This window comes from Acinetobacter sp. ANC_7513 (assembly GCF_056779915.1).
On sequence record NZ_JBWYIW010000001.1, the window covers coordinates 468401 to 489820 of the forward strand.

Consider the following 21420-nt stretch of genomic DNA (forward strand, 5'->3'; position numbering starts at 1 on the left):
AATGATTGGTCGGTAGAGCAACAGAGTTGCCTACCTTGTATGGATTAAGAATAGATAAAAATGGAAAAACTAGGAAACGGATTAAAATCATAAAATCAATCGTTTTATACAATGAATGCGTTAGCGTGTATGAAGTGTCTATAAATCAACAAAAAATCACATATTTTTCACGAATGAACAATTAACATCGAGGTTTAATGCGTATAAAAAAGGATCATGTGCGTTGTATACAACAGCTGATATTTCTAGAATCATTGAAATGGCATGGGAAGATCGGACACCCTTCGAAGCCATTCTGCTGGAATACGGATTAAACGAAAGTGCAGTCATTCGATTGATGCGACAACAATTAAAAAAAAGTAGTTTTGAAATGTGGCGTAAACGTGTTGCGGGGCGGAATACCAAGCATCTTCACAAGCGCTCACCAGATATTTTAAGAGCTTACTGTACTCGACAATATAAACCGAAGTAGGCCTATTGGGAGATAAAGCTTTGCGTATTTTAAAACAACGAAAATGGTGGATTCTCATTCTGCTCATTTCGATGGGTGGGATATATTTCATTTTCCGTTGGTGGCAAGGTCCTGTAGTCGAAACTTACCTAATCGAAGAAAAACCACTGATTCAAACAGTGGTCGCTTCAGGTCGTGCTGAAAATGTAGCACGTAGTGAAATTGGAAGTGAAATTTCGGGTGTGGTGATTGAGCGACGCGTGCAAGAAGGTCAACGAATAGCAGCAGGAGATGTACTGTTAATTATTCAATCTGATGATTTAAAAGCACAAGTCCGTGAAGCAGAAGTTGCGCTAGAGGAATTGCGGAAAATTCGCTATCCACAAGCGCAGGTTGAATTGAAAACGGCAGAATTCCAATTACAACAAGCCAGTCGCGAAGCAAGACGTCGTCAGCAAACGGAACCGGGAGTGCTTTCTGTAGAGGAAAAAGAACAAGCCTTAGAAGCTGAACGCTTAGCGAGAAATCAATTATCTGCGGCAAAACTGAAGGCGCAAAGCCTTGCTCCAGGTCAAGTGGAAGAAAAAACCTTAAGTGAAAGATTAAATGCACTACGTGCCCAATTGGCAAAAAGTGAAATTCGGGCACAAGTATCGGGTACGATCTTGACGCGTGAAGTCGAAAAAGGGGATGCGATTCAACCTGGAAAGGTGCTCTTTACAGTCGCAGTTGATAGTCCAACGCAAATTAAAGTGGCGGTGGATGAGCAAAATTTACCTTATCTTAAATTGGGTCAAAAAGCGGTAGTGATTGCAGATGCTTATCCAGAGCAAGCATTTCCAGCTGAAGTTAACTTTATTGCACCTAATATTGATCCTCAACGTGGTACGGTTGAAGTCAAATTGGCGGTGAACTCTGTACCCAATTTTTTGAAGCAAGATATGACAGTCTCAGTGAATGTCGAAACAGCACGTCGAAATAAAACCAAAGTAATAGCCAATGACGCGCTTATTGACCCTTCAACCACGCAAGCTGAAGTTATGGTGGTAAGAGAGGGCAAGGTCCAACGTCAATCTGTAAAATTAGGGTTGCGTGGGACTGCCATGTCTGAAATCTTATCAGGGTTGGATCACAATGATCAGGTCGTTATAAAGCCTGATCAAGTAAAAGCGGATCAGCGTGTCAGAACTAAGCAGGTACAAGCACTTTGAAGATGAAGCGTTTATGGACCAATTGGCTCATCGCTGTTGGGTTTTTACGCGAGGGTCGCAGTCAAACACTGATGATTATTGGTGGTGTTGCTATTGGTGTTGCCGTTATTGTCTTTATTAGTGCATTAATTCAGGGGCTTCAGTCCAATTTGATTGAGCGTACGTTGGGTACTCAGGCACATATTAGTTTACATGCACCAGATGAGGTCAATCGCGTCGTTAAAGTGCCTGAGGGCGTAGCACACATCATCCATGAAGATCAAAGGGCTCAAAGACTCAAGTCGATCAATAACTGGCAAGAAGTTCTTGAAAATCTAGACAATATCAAGACGCTCAATGCCGTTTCTCCCATGGTTTCAGGGCCTGCACTGGTAAAACGGGGGGAAGCGATTCAGTCAGTTGCGATTATGGGGATTGATTTACCACGGTATCAACGTATTGTACCTTTGCAAGAGTATCTAAAAACTGGTCAGCTTCGTTTAAAAGCAGATGATGTACTCATCGGAAGTGAGTTGGCCAAAGACCTTGGTGTGCGCGTAGGCAGTAAAATTCGCGTTGATAACGGTCAAGATATTAACGCCGTCATGAATGTAACGGGTATTTTTGAACTCGGGGTCAAAGAACTAGACTCACGCTATATGTATATCGATCTAAAGCGGGCACAGTCTTTATTGGGTTTGCCGGGTGGGGTTACCATTATTGATCTTCGTATTTCTGATATTTTCTCCGCAGATCAGGTCGCAACGCAAATTCATCGTCTCACTGGATTAAAAGCTGAAAGTTGGATTGAAAGTAATGCGCAATTGATGAATGCGATTTCAGCGCAAAGTCTTTCAACCAATATGATTATTATATTTGTTGGAATATCTGTTGCATTTGCGATCGCCAGCGTACTCTCCATTACAGTGGTACAGCGTACACGTGAGATCGGAATCTTGCGTGCGACAGGTGCGAGCCGAGAACAGATTTTGATAATCTTTCTCATTCAAGGTGCGATTTTCGGCTTACTTGGTTCTATTGTTGGAATCCTGACCAGTTATGCATTGGTTTGGTCATTTAATGAATTTGGCCCAGGGTTATTCTACATTCCAATTTCACCTTATTTGATTGGATCCGCTTTATTACTTGCAACATTGAGCGGTTTAATTGCAGCGGCGATTCCTGCCCGTCGTGCAGCGCGTTTAGATCCTGTGGAGGCAATCCGTCATGTCTAATCATGATGAAGTACTACGTTTAGAGGCTTTGAAAAAGTCTTATAACATTGGACAACCCAATGAAATTGAAGTGCTGCATGGGATTGATTTTGCCATACATCGTCAAGATTTTGCTGCGTTAGTTGGACCTTCTGGTTCAGGTAAAAGTACGTTATTAAATATTTTAGGTTTGCTGGATCAACCCACCAGTGGTGAAATTTATTTACTTGGTCAACCAACCAGTCAAATGGAAGATCAACAAAGAACGGAATTGCGTGGGAAGAGCATTGGATTTGTGTTTCAGTTTCATCATTTGATTCAAGCGTTCACCGTTATTGAGAATGTTTTGATGCCTCTAATGTTGGCGCATGGCAAACCCAATCAACAAGCTTTGGATCGAGCACATGATTTGTTAAAAGCGGTAGGATTGAGTCAATTTGCACAACGAAAAGCCAGTCAACTTTCTGGTGGGCAGCAACAACGTGTCGCAATCGCCAGAGCTTTAATCACTCAGCCTGCTTTACTCCTCGCTGATGAACCTACAGGTAATCTAGACAGTCAAACAGCGAGCGAAGTCTTTGAGCTGTTTCGTGAAGTAAATGAGCAACAAAATTGTGCGGTATTGTTAGTGACCCATGATCCACGATTATCCGCTACATGTGATCGAACCATTCAATTGGTAGATGGGCGAATTGAACGTGATGAAATGATGTCGTGATTAAACCAAGGCTGCATTTAAAATGGTGTGGTCAAAAGGATTGATGTTGTATGCTTTATCCTGACCGTTTGTGTGATCAGGATATAGCGACTTATTTAGAATGACTGACCTTGGTCATTCTTGGAATTTTAGGTAAGTCGGCGAGTGCTGGATCAAGTTCATCTTCTTCAGCATGTACCAAAGCATCTACACGTTGTCTTAACGATTTAAATTTTTCAGTGAGCATCAATTCATGCTGACGTGGTCTTGGTAGATCAACCTCAATGATTTCCTTAATTTCGCCAGGATTGGCCTTCAATGCCACAATCCGATCGGCCAGTAAAATCGCCTCGTCCATATCGTGTGTCACAAAAATAATCGTGATATCAATATTGGCCCAAAGATCGATCAGATGCTTTTGCATTTTTTGACGCGTATGAGGATCTAAAGCCCCAAAGGGTTCATCCATTAAGAGAATTTTTGGCTGATTCACGAGCGCGCGAGCGATGGCAACGCGTTGTTTCATCCCTCCAGAAAGTTCATGAGGGTATTGCTGCTCAAATTTTTCAAGTCCGATAATGTTGATCCATTCACGGGCTTGCGCCTCAGCTGTAGCATTGCTGGCACCTCGCATGAGTGGACCAAACATGACATTTTCTTTTACCGTTTTCCATGGAAACAGTGTGTAGCCTTGGAAAACCATGCCACGCTCTGGACTCGGTCCTGTGATGGTTTCACCGTCTACCAGTAATTCACCACTGGTATATGGATCAAGACCTGCCACAATACGGCTAAAGGTAGATTTACCGCATCCTGAAGGACCAATAACACAGATAAATTCACGTTTATGAATTTTTAAATCTAAAGCATTTAAAATGGTGCGCTCAGTTTTTCCGTGGCTAAACTTTTGGGTGAGATTTTTTGCTTCTAAAATGACGGGACGAGCGTAAATTTTGTCAAAGTAAGCGCGGGCATCAAAATCTGAGGGTTGAAGTGCTGAAGACATTAGCGAACTCCCGTTTTCCATTTAAATAATTGCTGTCCAAGTTTCATTAAAATCACGTCGCAAATCAGACCAATCAAACCGATAATCAAAATTGCGGCGAAAACATTGTCAAAGTTTTGATAGCGAGCTTGTTGAGTGATGAACCACGTGATACCGGATGTACTTCCTATGAGTTCTGCAACGATTAAATAGGTCCAAGCCCAACCTAAAAGTACACGAAGGTTTCGATAAATTTCTGGGAGTGCAGCAGGGATGACTACATAAAATAAACTTTTGATTTTGTTGGTTCCTAAGGTGAATCCAGCTTCAATAAGACTGCGGTCGACCAGACGGGTGGTATTGGCAATAATCAGAATTTGTTGGAATAAGGTACCAATCACAATAATGGCAATTTTAGGTGCGTCATTAATGCCCAAAATCGCAACAGCAAGAGCGCCAAAGGCTGGTGCAGGCAGATAGCGAAAGAACTCTACAAAAGGTTCAGTTAATTGAGAAATTTTATGAGAAAAACCGCAAAGAATACCCAAAGGAATACCAATCAAAGAAGAAATAAAAAATGCGGTAAACACCAGTTTAATGCTGTGCCATAAACTTTCATGAAACCATGGTGCATTCGCTTGAGCGGGTGGTGTTGTAAATGCGGTCACTAAGGCTGTAGCGACTTCATCTGGTGCGGGTAGGTAAATGGGATTGACCAAAATTCCCCGAGGTGGTGGCAGTCCTTGATCGACTGCCAATTGCGCTTCAGCATAATAAACTTCTCTACTGACACGGCTATCGAGTTGTAAAAATGTTGTGCTACCAGAATCTGTGATTTGAACTTGGGGATGCCAAATAAAAGGCAAATAACTCACTGCACACCAGATTAAAATTGGAATTAAAAACGATCCAAAACCAAGCAAAAATTTATGCTTTTGACTCAATTCTCGTGCAACATAGCTCATCGTTGCCACCTCAGTAATACAAAAAATAAAATTCGTATGATTAGGTTGCAAAATCGATGCCATTTTCGAAGCGTGCTTTAAAAGCGCTAAATTTTTAAGTTTTCATTCATTTTTCTTATGTACATTCTTTCAATATCAAGGTTTCGATCATTAAAATATGATGGAGAATTACAACTCTTCACTTGATGGTGATCACTATCACGTTTTAAATGCAGATAGAAAAGATGAGAGCCTGCTTAAATGAGATCGGCTAAATTTGTGACATTCTTAGCATGTATGTTCATGTTCCAAAGCCTTTGGAATGTGGCGGCGGCTTTTTGTGTTCATGAAAGCGACTCAACATCGACACAAAGTTTTCACTTTGGTCATCATCAACCTGTACTTTGCCAAGCCGATCTTTCAAATCAAAGTCCGAAGTCCCAAATTGAAAAAGGCTTCGTGCTTGGTGATGATCAAAGCGTGACGCTAGAAGAAAAAGCGCAAATCGATGTTTTGGATCATCAAGATCATCTGCCGTCAATGTCTCAGTTTATTCTTGCTGTAAACGAGAATTTGCCTTCATCACAACACATCGAAAAGATTTACCAAAATCACTTTCTTTGGATTAATGCCTATCAATCGCCTCATTTAGGTAAAATCCCTCCGCCTCCTGAATTAACCCCGCTATTGGTGGGGTAGCCTAAAAATTTCCCACCACTTATTTTTAAATTAGTGGGAAATTCACATGTCTTTTAAATTAAAACATTCCATTCGATTATGGCTGGTTTTAGGTTCGCTTAGTTTGGGTGCAAATGCTCAAGCAATGACAGTCAATTCGCTTGAACAAGCACTCGTTCAAGTGTCTCAATATCAACAATCAGAACATATTTGGCAGCAACGACAACAAATGTCAGAACTTGCTGTCAAGCAAAGTGAACTTTGGCAAAACCCGTCCATCAATCTCTCTCGAGATGGTTTTGGTTCGAGTCAAGATCAAGAATTGAGCCTTGGTATTAGTCAGCCGATCGACATTTTTGGTCAAAGACGGATTCAAAAAAATATAGCGCGTTTGGCTGGGCAACAAAATGAATTGCAAGAAAAGTTGTGGGAAGCACAAAGCCAATTAATCGTGAAGTATGCTTGGTCACAGTTTTTAATTTCGCAATCTGAAGCACAAATTCAAAAGTCTCAACTGCAAGTCAGTCGTGAAACTTTAGACAGCGCTAAAAAACGATATCAGGCAGGAAGCATAGCCTTGGTTGAGTATGAACGAGTGCAGATTGAAGCGGCAGAAAATGAACGTAATTATCAGCAAGCCATTTTAAATAAAGAAATTGCAAAACGTAATCTTTCTAATCTCTGGGGAGAAACTGAAGCAGAGGTGAAGGTTGATTCAAATCGGATTTATTGGCCTGACCAAGTTGAACAGAATGTTCAAAATTATATTTCTGTAGGTTATTTAGAAAAGCTTTATGCACTCAATGTTGTGCAGGCTAATCAACGAATTGAGCAACTTAAAGTAAAAGCAAAACCAAATCCAAATTTGAATGTAGGGATGACGCGAACAAAAGCGCCCAATGAGACAAACGATACTAGTTTATCTGTGGGTGTCGATATTCCGTTCAATATTTTTAATCGTCAGCAATACCAAATTCCGCTTGCCCAACGTCAGCAATCTCTACTTGAGCGTCAACAACAAAGAGAACTCAAACAACAAATTTTAGAGATTGCAAACTCATTTCATCAGGTGCGTGGCTTAAAACTACAGTATGACGCTGTACTGAGACAAAAAGGCTTGTCTGAAAAAGTACAGACGCGCTCTTTGCTCGGTTTTAAAAATGGAAAACTTTCAATCACTGAGGTGCAACAAGCAACGACACAATTACAAAATATTCGGCTCAGTCAAATTCAGCTCTTAAGAGAGGCATGGCAAACCGCACTTGCTGCTGAGGCATTAAGTATTGGTACCAGTTATGAACAAATTAGTCGTTCGGATGCCTATACCCAATTACTCAAAGAGGCTGTGTCACAGTCAGAAAATTTCATCAATATAGGGGCAGAATAAAATGAGATCTATACAACAAGGAAAAATAAACCAAGCATTCCTCATCGCCCTGATTATTGGGGTGACGGTAGTTATCGGGATTTGGATTTTTTTCAAAGATAATAAGAAAACAGCAATTGTTGAGAGTGAAGAGCAAGCTGAAACGTCGAATGGCGCAGAAGCTGATCATGCAGAAGAAGGTGAGATTGAACTCACATCTAAACAGCTAGTCGAACATAGTATAAAAATAGAATCAGCTCAATTAGGTGCAATTCCGCGATACACAAACTTGCCTGCAAAATTGATGGTAAATACAGATCAACAAGCGCATATTTCCCCTAATTTTGCTGGTCATGTTGAACAAGTGAATGTAGCACTGGGACAAGAAGTAACTAAAGGTCAAGTACTTGCAGTATTAAGTGTCCCAGAGCTCATTGACCAACAAGCGAATTTGAGAATGGCGCAATCCAATTTAGATTTGGCACGCCAAGATTTGCAACGTGAACAACGGATGTGGTCGCAGGGGATCTCCGCAAAACAGGATTTGCAACGTGCTGAAAATGCATATCGTCAAGCACAAATCACAGTGCAAAGTGCCAATGCACGTTTACAAGCTTTGGGAGCTTCAGCAGGTTCGAATGGTCGTTTTACCATTCGTTCGCCTATCTCGGGCGTGATCAGCCAAAAAGACATCGTGGTAGGTGAAAATGTGCAACTTGCAGATCAGATTTTCATCATCGAACAATTAAAAGATTTATGGCTCGAATTTGTGCTACCTGCAGATGCGAGTAATCAAATTGGTACACAACAAAATATTCAATTCAAATCTTTACAGTCAGGTCAGACTTATACAGCAGTTGTGCAATCGTTAACGTCGCAAGCAGATGCGCAGACTGGTCGCTTGATTGTTCGCGCTAAAGTTCAAGGAAAGGCAAGTGAGTTAAGACCAAATTTGATGGTAAATGTTGAACTTCAAAGTCCTGATGCATCGAATGTATTACGCGTTGCAAAAAATGCAGTGCAACAAATCGAAGGTAAATCAGCAGTATTTATTGTTACAGAACAAAAAAATGGAAAACTCCACTTTAAAGCGCAACCCATTGAAGTAGGTGAAATGTCTTCAGATGGTCAATGGGCAGAAATTAAGTCTGGTCTTCAAACGGGGCAAAAATATGTCAATCAAGGCAGCTTCTTACTGAAATCGGAGTTAGAAAAAGGAGAAGCTGACCATGGGCACTAATCATGACATGCCGAAGGCTGAAGGGCTATTTGAGCGAATTATTCAGTTTTCAATTCAACATGCGATTTGGATCATGCTATTTGCCTGTGCTTGGATTGCTGTTGGAGTTTATAGTTATCAAAAATTGCCAATTGATGCAGTTCCAGACATTACCAATACACAGGTTCAAATTAATACCCAAGCCAATGGATTTACTGCGCTCGAAGTTGAGCAACGCATTACGTATCCAATTGAAAATGCCATGGCGGGGATACCAGATCTTGAATTAACCCGTTCGATCTCTAGGTATGGTTTATCTCAGGTCACTATTGTCTTCAAAGATGGAACTGATATTTACTGGGCACGTCAACAAATTAATCAGCGTGTGCAAGAGGTTCAATCCGAATTACCTGATGATATCGCACCTACCATGTCTCCAGTATCTACGGGGCTGGGTGAAATTTATCAATGGGTACTAAAAGCTGAGCCAAAGGCTAAAAAACCTGATGGTTCTTCATACACAGCAATGGATTTACGCGAAATTCAAGATTGGATCGTGCGTCCACAATTGCAACGCGTAAAAGGCGTTGCTGAGGTGAATAGCATTGGAGGATTCAATAAAACATATGTTGTTTCGCCAGACTTGAATCGTATGCAACAACTACAAGTCAGTTTGACGCAACTTCAACAAGTTCTTACTGAGAACAATGAAAATCGTGGAGCAGGATTTATTGAAGATGGAGGTCAACAACTGACAGTACGAGTTCCTGGAACACTGAATACGATACAGGATATTGAAAATACAACGGTGGTTACCTTAAATGGAAATCCTGTCCGTGTTTCAGATATTGCTTCAGTGTCGATCGGGCATGACCTTAGAACAGGTGGAGCTACCTATAATGGAGAAGAAACCGTACTCGGCATCGCCATGATGATGATGGGTGAAAACAGCCGTAGTGTTGCACAAGCTGTTGATCAAAAAATTCAAGAAATTCAAACCACACTGCCCGAAGGCGTAAAAATTGAAACTGTTTACGATCGTACCACCTTAGTCGAGAAAGCCATTAAGACAGTTCAAAAGAACTTAGTCGAAGGGGCGATTTTGGTGATTGTGATTTTATTCATTTTCTTGGGAAATATTCGAGCAGCTTTAATTACAGCATGCGTGATTCCACTTTCGATGTTATTTACATTATCAGGTATGGCACAGCAGAAAATTAGTGCCAACCTTATGAGTTTAGGTGCGCTAGATTTCGGAATTATTGTAGATGGGGCGGTAGTGATTGTCGAAAACTGTATTCGCCGATTAGCTCATGCCCAAGAACAGTTAAGACGACCTTTAACACGTTCAGAGAGATTTAAAGAAGTATTCCTTGCTGCTCGTCAAGCGCGCCGTCCTTTAATTTTTGGTCAAACGATTATTTTAGTGGTGTACTTGCCCATATTTGCTTTAAGTGGTGTTGAAGCAAAAATGTTTCACCCTATGGCACTCACCGTAGTATTAGCTCTTATTGCTGCGATCATTTTATCCATCACTTTTGTTCCTGCTGCAGTGGCTTTATTTGTAACAGGTGAAGTAAAAGAAAATGAAAGTAGATGGATGTTATGGTTAAAGAAAAAATATCTAAAAGCATTAGACATGACTTATTTATATCGAATGGTCATGTTAACACTCGCAGTTAGTATTTTGGTTTTAACAGGGTTGTTGGCGACACGTCTAGGAAGTGAATTCGCACCGCAATTAAGCGAAGGTGATTTTGCTATTCAACAAATGCGTTCACCCAGTACCAGCTTAGAAGAATCATTAAGAATGCAGGAAATGACTGAGAAACTTTTGCTTCAAAATTTTCCAGAAATTAAAAATGTTTTCGCACGAACGGGTACTGCTGAAGTGGCAACAGATGTGATGCCACCCAATATCTCAGATGGATTCATTATGTTGAAACCTCGTCAAGAGTGGCCGAATCCCAAAGAAAGCTTAGATGATTTAAGGTCACGTATTGAAACTTTTTTGGATACTTTGCCTGGCAACAATAGTGAATTTTCTCAACCCATTGAATTGCGTTTTAATGAGCTCATTTCTGGAGTCCGCAGTGACATAGGTATAAAAATTTTTGGCGATGATATGCAGGTGTTAAACGATGAAGCTGCCAAAATTGCCAAGATTGTGCAAAAAATCAGTGGCAGTACCGCAGTCAAAGTAGAACAGACTTCAGGTTTACCCTTATTAAATATAGACGTAAATCGTTCTTTAGCAGCGCAATATGGTCTTTCGGTTCGTGAAATACAAAATTTAGTCGCTTCAAGTATCGGTGGTCAACAAGTCGGTGAAATTCTACAAGGCGACCGCCGTTTTGATTTTGTTATTCGACTTACTGATCAAGATCGGACAGTCATAGGGATTGCACAATTACCTATACAACTCCCCAATGGTGGGACAGTAAGACTGGTAGATGTGGCTACAGTTTCAAATATTGATGGTATGAATCAGGTGAGTCGTGAAAATGGCAAGCGTAGGATTATTGTGACGGCAAATGTTGAAGGGCGAGATCTGGGTTCATTTGTCCAAGAGTTGCAATCTAGCCTCACGACATATGCATTACCGAGTGGCTATTGGATTGAATATGGTGGACAGTTTGAGAATTTGGCATCTGCCAAAGCTAGAATGACTATCGTGATTCCATTGGCTTTGATTACGATTTTTATCCTGCTGATGGCTGTATTCAAAAATATAAGAGAAAGTTTATTGGTATTCACGGGCGTACCCTTTGCTCTCACGGGGGGAGTCTTATTTTTATGGTTACGTGATATTCCCATCTCAATGTCTGCGGGTATTGGTTTTATCGCTTTATCAGGTGTCGCTGTTCTGAATGGACTGGTTATGTTGACCTTTATTAAGGAGCTAAGAAGTGAATACAGTTTAAAAGATGCCATTTGGCAAGGTGCAATGTTGCGATTACGTCCTGTGCTGATGACTGCTTTTGTGGCGTCTTTAGGATTTGTTCCAATGGCGCTTGCTACGGGTACGGGTGCTGAAGTACAGCGACCGCTTGCGACAGTGGTTATCGGTGGAATTATTTCATCCACCATACTGACGCTACTACTTTTACCTGTATTGTATAGGTGGATGAATCAAGCAAAAGCAAAACAATAAATTAAACAATAACATTATGTATATGAATCAGAAGCCTCACTTTATTTTAAGTGAGGCTTCTGATGAGGAGTATAAAATGGGTAGTTCGCATAATCATGATCACAGTCATGTGGAAGTCAGTAAAGATAACGCAAAGAAACTAACTTTTGCTTTAGCCTTAACCACGACATTTTTAATTATTGAAGTTGTTGCTGCATTTATTACTCAAAGTTTAGCTTTGCTGTCAGATGCTGCACATATGTTTACTGATGCTGCTGCTCTAGCCATCGCGTTGGTTGCAATTAAGATTGGTCAAAAGCCTGCAGACAATAAGCGAACTTTTGGTTACCAGCGATTTGAAATTTTGGCAGCTCTATTTAATGCGGTGATGTTATTTATCGTTGCAATTTATATTTTGATAGAAGCGATTCATCGATTAAGTAATCCTCCTGAAATTCAGAGTGTTGGAATGATGATAGTCGCCGTCATTGGCTTAATCATTAATTTAATTTCGATGAAGATGCTTTTTTCGAGTAGTAAAGATAGCCTCAATGTCAAAGGTGCATATCTAGAAGTATTAAGTGATGCACTTGGTTCTGTAGGTGTGATCATCGGTGCTGTGATTATTTATTTTACAGGCTGGGTACTTATTGACACGATTATCGCAGTCCTGATCGGATTTTGGGTCTTACCACGTGCTTGGATTCTCGCCAAGCAAAGTGTAAATATCTTACTTGAAGGTGTACCTGATGAGATTGATATTGAAAAGCTCCGTACAGATTTATTATCGCTTGAAGGAGTTAAGGACATTCACCAATTAAAAGTTTGGGCGATCACGTCCAAAAAAGTCATGCTCACAGTTCATTTGGTTGCACCGAATGTCGATCCTAAACGTTTACATCAACAAGCTTTTGAAATGTTAAGTCATGATCATCATATTACTGAAATGACCTTGCAGATAGAAGATGATGCATATCACCATGAACTAGAACATCAGCATTAAAAAAGCCCCCGAAAGGGGCTTTTTTTAGATTTAGAGAATTTAAATGGATCTACACAGATTCAAGTGATGCGTTTTTGGTTGTGGTGTGCAGCCCATTCGTTGATGACTTACGGTATTGAGCACCACGATGATCATCTGGAAGTAATGGTCCATGACCAAACAACTTTTCTCTAAGCGTCCCCTTGGTATATTCAGTAGGGTAAACACCGCGACGTTGTAACTCAGGAACGACGTATTCGACCACGTCTTCAAAAGATTGATGTGCCAAAATATAAGCCAAATTGAATCCATCAATGCCAGTTTCATCCACCCATTCTTGAAGACGATCGGCAACTGTGCTTGGTGAGCCGACAATCACGGGTCCATTTCCACCAACACTGGTCCATTTTGCAATTTCTTCTATGGTCCAAACTTTGTCTGGATCTGCTTCTACGTATGATTGCAACATAGATTGAATGGCATTGGTATGAATATATTCAACCTGGTCTGTAGCTTTGAATTGTGAAAAATCTACACCAGACCACCCTGAAGCGAGTGTCAATCCACCATCATAACTACCGTAAGATTGATACTCTGCAAATTTAGCCTGCGCTTTCTCATCAGTTTCATCGACCACAATCGCAAGCATCGTATAAATTAGAACTGCATTTGGATCTTTACCTTCCTCAATAAGATTCTGACGAATTCCTTGTGCTAACTTTTTTACAGCAACTTTCGTTGGTGCAGATATAAATACGCACTCTGCATTTTGACTGGCAAATTTCTGTCCACGCTTTGATGCACCAGCTTGGTATAATACAGGTGTGCGTTGCGGAGAAGGTTCACAGATATGAATACCTGGCACGCTAAAATATGTACCTTCATGAAGGATTGGATGAACTTTGGTGTGATCCGCAAAAATACCAGCAGCTTTGTCGCGTCGTACCGCATCATTTTCCCAAGAGCCTTCCCAGAGTTTATATAGAACTTCCAGATACTCGTCTGCAATATCATAACGATTGTCGTGACTTACTTGGGTTTTTAAACCTAAGTTTTTGGATCCGCTTTCTAGATATGAAGTCACAATATTCCAACCCGCGCGACCTTTGGTGAGATGATCCAACGTGCTCATACGTCGTGCGAAGGGATAAGGATGTTCGAATGAAATAGAGGTGGTTACGCCAAAGCCTAAATGTTGGGTGACTGCTGCCATTGCTGGAACAATTTGAATTGGATCATTCACAGGAACTTGAACAGCACCATTTAAAGCATGTTGAGCCGATTGATGATACACATCATAAATACCCAAAACATCTGCAAGAAAAATACCGTCAAAAATACCTTTTTCTAATATTTTTGCTAAATCAGTCCAATATTCCAAATCTTTATATTCCGTAGAGCGATCGAGCGGATGACGCCATAAGCCTGGGGACTGATGTGCAATGCAATTCATTTCAAAAGCATTAAATCGTATATGTTTAGTCATAATGAAAATATAAAATAATTAAATGTTTATATTCTGATTATATGAAATGTCATACTTATTATTTAATGAGAAAAACTGCAATATACATAATAAAAAAATAAATGATTTATTTTGTTTGAAATTAGATTAGTAAATAAAATAATCGTATAAAAAATTAAAATAATTAGTGCTAGTTTAATTTTATTCAATTTTTTTGAAGAGAATAAAATGACTGCACAAATAGATATAAAATTGCATGAGGCTGAAATTTCAAAAGAATTCTACCAAATTCATCAGCCAGCGCATGTGATTAAGACAGATGAAGAAGCGATTCAAATCGCACAACAGCTCGCTGAAGATTTTGCAAAGGAAGCCTCCATTCGTGATCATGAACGCCGTTTACCTTTGAGTGAAATAAACAAGTATTCTCAATCAGGGCTTTGGGCAATTAACATTCCAAAGCAATATGGAGGTTCAGGAGTGAGTTACAAGACTCTAGCTGAAGTTGTAAAAACCATTTCTAGCGCTGATCCATCACTAGGTCAAATCGCACAAAATCATTGGGTGTTTCTCGAGCATATCCGTTTAGATGCCACCGAAGAACAAAAACAATTCTTTTTTAAAGCCGTACTGGGTGGAGAGCGTTTGGGGAATGCTTTCTCAGAAAAAGGGTCTAAGACGGTTGCCGATCTCACCACAAAAATAGAATTTGATGCTTTTGGTAATGGGATTGTGAATGGACAAAAATTCTTTGCGACTGGAGCTTTACTGGCACACCGCATTCCAGTTGTTGCGATTGATGCTGAAGGAAAACCATTTGCTGCAATCGTGCCACAAGGGACAGAAGGTGTAAAAATTACCAATGATTGGAGTGGGTTTGGTCAGCGTACAACGGTCAGTGGATCAGTCGAATTAAACAACGTTAAAGTAGATGCAAAATATATCGTTCCAATTTATCAAGCTTTTGTAAGACCGACAGCAGCTGGAGCAATTTCTCAATTTATTCAAGCTGCTGTAGATGCTGGGATTGCACGTGGTGCGATTCAAGAAACGATTCATTACGTTCGTAACTTTGCACGTCCATGGATTGATTCAGGTTTAGATAAAGCAAGTTCAGATCCATATACCATTGCCAATATTGGTGAATTGAAAATTAAGCTGCGTGCTGCTGAAGCCGTTCTGGATTTGGCAGGATTAGCGATTGATTTAGCACTTGCTGAACCGACCGAAGATCATATTAATGAAGCAACATTGCTCGTGGCTGAAGCAAAAGTCTTAACGACTGACATTGCGATTTTAGCAGCGAATAAATTATTTGAGCTTTCTGGCACGCGTTCGACCTTATCAGAATTAAATTTAGATCGTTATTGGCGCAATGCCAGAACACACACTTTGCATGATCCCGTGCGTTGGAAATACAACATTGTAGGAAATTATTTTCTAAATGATGTCCCACCACCACGTCATCCATGGAGCTAAGGAGAAATTTATTATGACTATATTAAATCAGAATGAAGAACTTTCACTTGGTGCCAACTATGAAGAGGTTGCAGCAAAGTTTCGACCGATTTTTAAGCGGATTGCAGAAGGGGCCGTTCAACGAGAAACCGATCGTGATTTGCCTCATGAACAAATTAAATGGTTAAACGATGTAGGTTTTGGTGCATTACGTGTACCAAAAAAATATGGCGGTGCAGGTTTTACCCAACAGCAACTTTTCCAAATCTTAATCGAGTTGGCGACAGCGGATTCAAATATTGTGCAAGCTTTACGTGGACATTTTGCATTTGTCGAAGACCGTTTAGTGGCCCATAGAGATCAATCACAAGCGTTTTGGTTTAAGCGATTCGTAAATGGTGAAATCGCAGGAAACGCTTGGACAGAAGTCGGTAATGTTGAGATAGGCGACGTCATTACCCGAGTGAAACAAAATCAACAAGGCGAATATGAAGTTTCAGGAGAAAAGTTCTATTCTACAGGTACTATTTTTGCCGATTGGATTGATCTTTTTGCCTATGATGAGACCACTGATCAGCATGTGATTGCAGCGGTCTCAACTAAAGCTAATGGAATTAAAGTACATGATGATTGGGATGGATTTGGTCAAAAAACCACTGGAAGCGGGACTCTAAAAATCAACCAAGTGGCGATCGAACGAGATCATATTTATCCTTTTGATCAGCGTTTTAAATATCAAACAGCTTTTTATCAAGTTGTACATCTAGCAACACTGACCGGCATCGCATTTTCTGCGGTTGAGACCTTTAGTGAGGAAGTGCGTAAGCGTACTCGAATCTTTAGCCACGGGAATGCTGATCTTGTCCGTGATGATGCTCAGATTCTACAAGTGATTGGTAAGGCATCTTCCCAAGCATTTGCCAGTCAAGCCATTACTTTAAAAACAGCTGCAGCACTGGATGATGCATATTTAAGTCACTTTAATGCTTCATCTGAAAAAGATCATGAGATTAACCAAATTGCAGAACTAGAATCTGCTCAAGGGCAGGTCGTCATTTCAGATCTTGTACTTGATTTAACAACTAAACTATTCAATAGTTTGGGCGCTTCGGCCAGCGCTTCATCGAAGCAGTTAGATCGTTTCTGGCGTAATGCACGTGTCGTATCCTCACATAATCCGATTATTTATAAGGAGAAAGTGGTGGGGGCTTTTGTCGTGAATCAAACTGAATTGCCATTTGTATGGCAAATTGGTAATAGTCCTTTGGCGAAACACTTGAAAGCTCAAGTGGCTTAATTGATGTAATTTCTATGATGCTGCTAAGAAGGTCCTGTTAAGGACCTTTTTTCTAGCTTCGTAAATAAGAGCTCTAATAGCCTAAGCGATTTAGATAGATCACTTTAAAAAACACTAAAAAAAGACACTAAAAAAAGACACTAAAAAATAGTGTCTTAACGATTTAAAGCGAGCTCAAGAAGCCTTATCTGTTTGCAGAAGCCCTGATTCATCAACTTTACCGATACGCCATTGATAAGGGGGTAATGCACCATTTACGCTAAAGTCTCCGACAATTCGATCTTTATAAATTCTTGGGTTGTGTGATGCGAGCGTACGAATATTTCGCCAGAAACGATCTAAAGCTAAGTTTTTATCAGTGGCTGATGCTCCTAGAGCATCAAAAATAATGGTCGAAGCATTTAATGCAAGTGTGGTGATAATGGTTTGAGATTGAGCAACCTCTAATTCTGCTATGGCATTTTGATCTGCTTCGAGTTGTTCATTATCATTCAACCCAGCTTCAAAAGCACGTTGTATAGCCTGTGCATTTTTTTCAATAATTGCTGCAGTGGTGTAGGCGACACCGCGAATTTGACCCACCACTTGTAGGATTTGAGCATCATTACGGACGAAGGAAGCATTGGCATGCGTATAATTTCTTTCACGTTTATAAACCTCAGCTGATACTTCATAGCTTGCTGCTCTTGTAAGCCCTGAAATAATTGCCAATTGAATCAGTTGATAGAATGCTGCTGAATATTTAAAGCGCTGTTGGTCTCCGATGACATCTTGTTGATTCACAACAACATGATTGAACTTAGTAGTACCGCTTGCTGTAAGAATTTGACCAAAACCATTCCAGTCATCCACAATCTCAACACCTTCAGCATGTCGAGGGATTAGAATACTGGCTGATTCTCCATACAAATCAGTAATACCCACATCAATCCAGTCTGCATACAAGCTTCCTGTGGTATAAAATTTTTTTCCATTCAATACCGTACGTCCCTCAGCATCTTTTGAAAGTCTGGTTTTAAATTCATGAATGGACTCATTTCCACCTTCAGACCATGCGCTTCCAATAATTTGACCTTGAGCCACTCTAGGAAGCCATACAGATTTAAACTGTGGGTCGCGGCTGAGCAGTAAATCTTCCACAAAGCCAAAATGTACGCGAAGTGCCTGCGGTAAATTTGCATCAGCTTCGGCAAGTTCGATTAATAGATTAAATAATTCTGGAATCGTTGCATCAAATCCCCCTTGCGAACTGGGTAAGCGAAGTTTCGTAAAACCGATGTCTTTTAACCATTGAATCTGTTCAAAAGCTAAAACTCGTTTTTTTTCGCGTTCAGATCGCGAAGCTTTGATTTTTTCAAATGTAGGTCTGAATAACGAGGCGAGGCTTTCATAACGTGAAGAAGGTCCTTGTCCCCATACAGCATTAATTTGTGTGGTCAGTGCGCTGGGGCGGTGTTGCAATGCAGTTTGAGGTTTTAAATCAATAATACTCATAATAATCAGTCTTTATTCTAAATTAAAATAAAATAATAGCGCTTATAAAATGTGTGGAAATCGATTTATTGTGATATGTAAATATAATATATTGGATTAAAGGAAATTTAGATATTATCTTAAATATAGAAAATGATATTCAATAACATGAATTGAGATATAATAATATTGTGATTGAAAAAAAGGATTTAAATTAAATGAGTAAAGATTTTAAATCGAATACTTATATTTGTGATGATCATGTCGTAGATACGATTTATTGGTTGATGCACCACCAAGATAGTTATGATCGCTTTGAGTTTGATGCATTTAGTCAAAAAATAACGGTACACCATGCCAATGGAACAGATGAAATTAAGCCGGGACAGTATCTTAATGCCTGTTATGGCATATTGATCACATCATAAAAAACCGAAGCAAAGCTTCGGTTTTTGATTGAGCGAATCTTATAAGTTAACTTGCCATTGCATCTATAGTCAGCTCTGATACAGTCGGCTTCGCTTTTTCGGCTTTTAGACCTAACTTATCGAATAACTGCTTATCTTTGCCTTCACCAGCATTAGGTGTCGTTAAAAGCTTTTCACCTGAGAACAAAGAGTTAGCACCTGCTATAAACGCTAAAGCTTGATCAGAATCAGAAAGAGATTCACGACCCGCTGAAAGTCTTATATAACTTTTTGGCATGATAATGCGCGCTACGGCAATGGTGCGAATCCATTCAGTCACATCGAGTTTTTCAACATCTGCTAAGGGTGTGCCTTCGATCGGCACAAGCATGTTGATTGGTACCGATTCTGGATGAATAGCTAAGGTCGCAAGTTCATGTAATAGACCAATACGATCTTGAGTATCTTCACCTAAGCCAACAATTCCACCGCTACACACTTTCATGCCTGCTTGGCGCACAAAGTCTAAAGTATTTAAACGATCATCATAAGTGCGTGTGGTAATCACATTTGGATAGTACTCACGAGAGGTATCTAAATTGTGGTTGTAATAATCTAACCCCGCTTCTTTTAAACGTTCCGCTTGTGATTGATTAAGCATCCCTAAGGTCATACAGGTTTCAAGTCCTAGGGCTTTTACCTCACGTACCATTTCAAGTACATAGGGCATATCGCGTTCATGAGGATTTCGCCATGCAGCACCCATACAAAAACGAGATGATCCAGAAGCGAGAGCTTCTTTGGCTTCATGAATTACTTTTTCAACAGCAATTCTTTTTTCAGCTTCAAGTTTGGAATCATAACGTGCAGATTGAGAACAGTATTTACAATCTTCTGGACATTTACCCGTTTTGATCGATAGTAATGTGCTGACCTGAATGGTATTTGCATCAAAGTATTGACGATGCACGCGTTGTGCTTCGAAAACTAAGTCCATGAAGGGTTGTTCATAGAGTTTTTGTATTTCTTCACGCGTCCAATCATTGCGTACTTGCATAATTTATCCATCAATTAAAAAGCTACTTATTTGATCATACTGTAATTTTAACAATGCAAAATCGTAAAATATGACAATAATGACTCAAAAAAATTATCAAATTCGCCAACTCAATAGAAATTAATCATTGTTGATTTAGTTACAAACTTAACTATTTTTATGCATTTTTCGCCGCAAAATTATTTTTTGGGAACTTGATGCTGAGAACTTGTTGCTAACGTGTACTTAAAATTTCAGATCATGCTCAAAACGGTGTTTTTGCGCTGTCAAGTCATCTTGGAAAAGTACAATTAATTATTTCTTTTTGATTGTTGTTCTTGTACTGCCCAGTCAATATGGATTTGCACAATCTCACTAGACTGATTTCTTTTTAGTATCAATTGCTCAATATTGTTTGGATGATACGGTGCATTCCCGATTCCAATCGCAATATTCCGCATAAAGCTTTCATAGCCTGTTCTACGCAGTGGACTGCCTTCTGTGTTGGCTAAGAATGTTGCTTCGTCCCATTGCCATAATTCAATTAAAGAAAGACGATCCAGCCCATGACGGGGATGGAAATCAGCAACCGTTGTAGTTTGTGCGAAACTATTCCAAGGACAAATCAGCTGGCAATCATCACATCCAAATACGCGATTACCTATGCCACGGCGTAGTTCTTCAGGAATCACCCCTTGGTATTCAATGGTCAGATAGGCAATACATTTACGGGCATCTAATTGATATGGCGCTACAATCGCCTGCGTTGGACAAATATCAATACATGCTGTACATGAGCCGCAATGTGCACTGGCAGGCTCGTCAAAGGGTAATTCAAGAGAACTAAACAGTTCACCGAGTACAAAAAAGGAACCCGATTTTTTGTGGATGAGCAGGGTATGTTTACCTGTCCAACCCATACCTGCAGATTCAGCGAGTGATTTTTCAAAAATAGGGGCTGAATCGGCGAAAGGTCTTGATTCAAACGGACCGACTTTTTCACGAATAAGGTTTGAAAGTGTTTTTAATTTACCGCGCATGGTTTTATGGTAATCCCGTCCGCGTGCATATCGCGCAATAACGGCAGAATTGGGGAAATCTGGTACTGTTCGAGGTTGAGGTCGTTCAACCAAATAATTCATTCTGACGCAGATAATACTTTTTGTATGGGGAACCAACAGTGTTGGATTAGCACGTTTTTCCAAATTTTCTTCGAGGAACTTCATGTCACCATGAAATCCTTGATCTAAATATGCTTTTAATCGAGGTAATTCATCTTGAGCATCAGGTCGGGCAATGACACAATCAGCGAAGCCCAGTTCCAATGCTTGAGATTTAATCCAAGCTTTAAGCGCATGAGGATCAAATTGCTGTGTTGGAATACGAGCTGGTATAGATGAGAGAGATTGAGTCATAAATAAAAAA

At 40.1% G+C, this 21420-nt stretch carries 18 protein-coding genes; 12 read left to right on the forward strand and 6 right to left on the reverse strand.

All coding sequences use genetic code 11. From position 1 onward, the window contains the following. Window positions 1–223: 223 nt before the first annotated feature. From AC1M9B_RS02250 to AC1M9B_RS02265, 4 genes are read left to right on the forward strand one after another with little or no spacing between them, the layout of a single operon-like run. Window positions 224–472: a TIGR03643 family protein gene (locus AC1M9B_RS02250; protein WP_035263835.1), complete on the forward strand. Its 249-nt coding sequence runs from the start codon at window positions 224–226 to the stop codon at window positions 470–472. A 20-nt stretch (window positions 473–492) separates the two neighbouring features. Then, window positions 493–1662: an efflux RND transporter periplasmic adaptor subunit gene (locus AC1M9B_RS02255; protein ID WP_481608443.1), complete on the forward strand. Its 1170-nt coding sequence runs from the start codon at window positions 493–495 to the stop codon at window positions 1660–1662. A 2-nt stretch (window positions 1663–1664) separates the two neighbouring features. Beyond that, a complete protein-coding gene (locus AC1M9B_RS02260) occupies window positions 1665–2876 on the forward strand; it encodes an ABC transporter permease (RefSeq protein WP_481595392.1) in 1212 nt (403 codons plus the stop codon). Then, window positions 2869–3573 (forward strand): ABC transporter ATP-binding protein, encoded by a 705-nt coding sequence (locus AC1M9B_RS02265; RefSeq protein ID WP_481608444.1) that lies wholly within the window; start codon window positions 2869–2871, stop codon window positions 3571–3573. The genes AC1M9B_RS02260 and AC1M9B_RS02265 overlap by 8 nt, the downstream gene beginning before the upstream one ends. A 91-nt stretch (window positions 3574–3664) precedes the next feature. Here AC1M9B_RS02265 and AC1M9B_RS02270 read toward each other — a convergent pair whose 3' ends face one another. Further along, a complete protein-coding gene (locus tag AC1M9B_RS02270) occupies window positions 3665–4558 on the reverse strand; it encodes an ABC transporter ATP-binding protein (protein WP_481591101.1) in 894 nt (297 codons plus the stop codon). Further along, window positions 4558–5502 (reverse strand): ABC transporter permease, encoded by a 945-nt coding sequence (locus tag AC1M9B_RS02275; protein ID WP_481594569.1) that lies wholly within the window; start codon window positions 5500–5502, stop codon window positions 4558–4560. The genes AC1M9B_RS02270 and AC1M9B_RS02275 overlap by 1 nt, the downstream gene beginning before the upstream one ends. 240 nt (window positions 5503–5742) lie before the next feature. Between AC1M9B_RS02275 and AC1M9B_RS02280 the strand changes: the two genes are divergently transcribed. The 5 genes from AC1M9B_RS02280 to AC1M9B_RS02300 all read left to right on the forward strand — a co-directional run bounded on the left by AC1M9B_RS02280 (window position 5743) and on the right by AC1M9B_RS02300 (window position 12880). Further along, window positions 5743–6180, forward strand: a complete 438-nt coding sequence (locus AC1M9B_RS02280; RefSeq protein WP_481608445.1) for a cation efflux protein, CzcI-like — start codon at window positions 5743–5745, stop codon at window positions 6178–6180. Between the two features lie 46 nt (window positions 6181–6226). Next, window positions 6227–7546 carry a TolC family protein gene (locus tag AC1M9B_RS02285; protein WP_481608446.1) on the forward strand — a complete coding sequence of 440 codons (1320 nt, stop codon included), beginning with the start codon at window positions 6227–6229 and terminating at the stop codon, window positions 7544–7546. A 1-nt stretch (window position 7547) separates the two neighbouring features. Next, entirely contained in the window at window positions 7548–8765 is a 1218-nt protein-coding gene (locus AC1M9B_RS02290) for an efflux RND transporter periplasmic adaptor subunit (protein ID WP_481608447.1), read from the forward strand. Further along, the gene (locus AC1M9B_RS02295; protein ID WP_481608448.1) at window positions 8755–11898 is read left to right on the forward strand and encodes an efflux RND transporter permease subunit; all 3144 of its coding nucleotides are present in this window, start codon (window positions 8755–8757) and stop codon (window positions 11896–11898) included. The genes AC1M9B_RS02290 and AC1M9B_RS02295 overlap by 11 nt, the downstream gene beginning before the upstream one ends. Before the next feature lie 76 nt (window positions 11899–11974). Continuing rightward, window positions 11975–12880, forward strand: a complete 906-nt coding sequence (locus tag AC1M9B_RS02300; protein WP_481608449.1) for a cation diffusion facilitator family transporter — start codon at window positions 11975–11977, stop codon at window positions 12878–12880. 49 nt (window positions 12881–12929) lie between these two features. On the opposite strand, the gene AC1M9B_RS02305 is transcribed toward AC1M9B_RS02300, so the two are convergent. Then, entirely contained in the window at window positions 12930–14345 is a 1416-nt protein-coding gene (locus tag AC1M9B_RS02305; protein ID WP_481608450.1) for an LLM class flavin-dependent oxidoreductase, read from the reverse strand. Window positions 14346–14552: 207 nt separating this feature from the next. Here AC1M9B_RS02305 and AC1M9B_RS02310 point away from each other — a divergent pair, with 207 nt between their 5' ends. Next, window positions 14553–15803: an SfnB family sulfur acquisition oxidoreductase gene (locus AC1M9B_RS02310; protein ID WP_481596982.1), complete on the forward strand. Its 1251-nt coding sequence runs from the start codon at window positions 14553–14555 to the stop codon at window positions 15801–15803. Between the two features lie 13 nt (window positions 15804–15816). Next, window positions 15817–17079, forward strand: coding sequence for an acyl-CoA dehydrogenase family protein (locus tag AC1M9B_RS02315; protein WP_481608451.1), 1263 nt, complete (start codon window positions 15817–15819; stop codon window positions 17077–17079). 174 nt (window positions 17080–17253) lie between these two features. On the opposite strand, the gene AC1M9B_RS02320 is transcribed toward AC1M9B_RS02315, so the two are convergent. Continuing rightward, complete coding sequence (locus AC1M9B_RS02320) at window positions 17254–18573, reverse strand: acyl-CoA dehydrogenase family protein (RefSeq protein WP_481608452.1); 1320 nt, start codon at window positions 18571–18573, stop codon at window positions 17254–17256. 197 nt (window positions 18574–18770) lie between these two features. Between AC1M9B_RS02320 and AC1M9B_RS02325 the strand changes: the two genes are divergently transcribed. Further along, window positions 18771–18980 carry a hypothetical protein gene (locus AC1M9B_RS02325; RefSeq protein ID WP_481608453.1) on the forward strand — a complete coding sequence of 70 codons (210 nt, stop codon included), beginning with the start codon at window positions 18771–18773 and terminating at the stop codon, window positions 18978–18980. A gap of 46 nt (window positions 18981–19026) precedes the next feature. Here AC1M9B_RS02325 and bioB read toward each other — a convergent pair whose 3' ends face one another. Next, window positions 19027–20016: a biotin synthase BioB gene (gene bioB, locus AC1M9B_RS02330; protein ID WP_481608454.1), complete on the reverse strand. Its 990-nt coding sequence runs from the start codon at window positions 20014–20016 to the stop codon at window positions 19027–19029. 290 nt (window positions 20017–20306) lie between these two features. Continuing rightward, a complete protein-coding gene (gene queG, locus AC1M9B_RS02335; protein WP_481589909.1) occupies window positions 20307–21410 on the reverse strand; it encodes a tRNA epoxyqueuosine(34) reductase QueG in 1104 nt (367 codons plus the stop codon). Between the last annotated feature and the right edge of the window lie 10 nt (window positions 21411–21420).